Origin of the sequence: Rhodococcus sp. R1101, assembly GCF_000278445.1 — a bacterium.
Lineage (GTDB): Bacteria > Actinomycetota > Actinomycetes > Mycobacteriales > Mycobacteriaceae > Rhodococcus > Rhodococcus gordoniae.
On record NZ_AJVB01000775.1, the window covers coordinates 1 to 1,090 of the forward strand.

Annotated in this window: 1 protein-coding gene; it reads right to left on the reverse strand. The window is 65.2% G+C overall.

The features are described 5' to 3' along the window. Positions 1 to 48: 48 nt before the first annotated feature. Entirely contained in the window at positions 49 to 834 is a 786-nt protein-coding gene (locus R1101_RS0124105; RefSeq protein WP_016935711.1) for an electron transfer flavoprotein subunit beta/FixA family protein, read from the reverse strand. Positions 835 to 1,090 lie beyond the last annotated feature (256 nt).

Below are 1,090 nucleotides of genomic sequence, written 5' to 3' on the forward strand. Positions count from 1 at the left end.
ATTACTACTTCTCTCCTAGATATGTCAGATGTTGTCGCGGGGGCGCGATCAGATGATCTTCTGGCCGACCAGGTACTGGGCGATCTTGGTGCCGCCGTCGCCCTCGTCGGCGACGCGCTCACCTGCGGTGCGCGGCGGCTTCGGGGTCACACCGGTGACGGTCGAGGCCGCATTGGCGACGCCGAAGATCTCGGGATCGAGGCCGATGTCGGCGAGGGTGAGGGTCTGAACTTCCTTCTTCTTGGCGGCCATGATGCCCTTGAAGGAGGGGAAGCGAGGCTCGTTGATCTTCTCGGTGACCGAGATGATGGCGGGGAGCGGAGCTTCGATGCCGAAGACACCCTCGTCGGTCTCACGCTCGCCGGAGGCCTTGCCGTCCGCGATGGTGAGCTTGCGCAGGTGCGTCAGGTGCGGCAGGCCGAGGTACTCGGCGATGATCGCGGGAACGGCACCCACACGGCCGTCGGTGGCCTCGTTGCCGGCGATGACGAGCTCGACACCTTCGATCTGACCGAGCGCCGCGGCGAGCGCGTACGCGGTCTGGATGGAGTCCGAGCCGTGCAGGGCCGGGTCGTTGAGGTGGATCGCCTTGTCGGCGCCCATGGACAGCGCCTTACGGATGGCGTCGGTCGCGCGGTCGGGACCGGCGGTCAGAACGGTGACCTCGCCGCCGTCGCGCTCCTTGATGAGCAGAGCTTCCTCGACGGCGCGCTCGTTGATCTCGTCGAGCACGGCGTCGGCGGCCTCACGGTCGAGCGTGTAGTCGCCGTCGCTGAGCTTGCGCTCGGACCACGTGTCGGGGACCTGCTTGATCAAAACGACGATGTTCGTCATGGGTCTGCGTCGACCTCCTGTGTGTAGCTGCCTTTGGTCGGCAAGGCGCTGCCTGAACCGAGCACTCGTGTCTTTCGCACGGCGTGTGCGATAGATTATCAGCCGCTAAGTTACCAGCCGGTAACTTGACGGAATTCCCGATTCACCATAACCGCACGGAAGGACGACCGAAGCTGTGATCCGGAACACCGGAGACCTCCCCTCCGGGAAGGGGGCTAATGTCGTGGCGGTGAGCGACACCCCCGCCCGCGCCGAC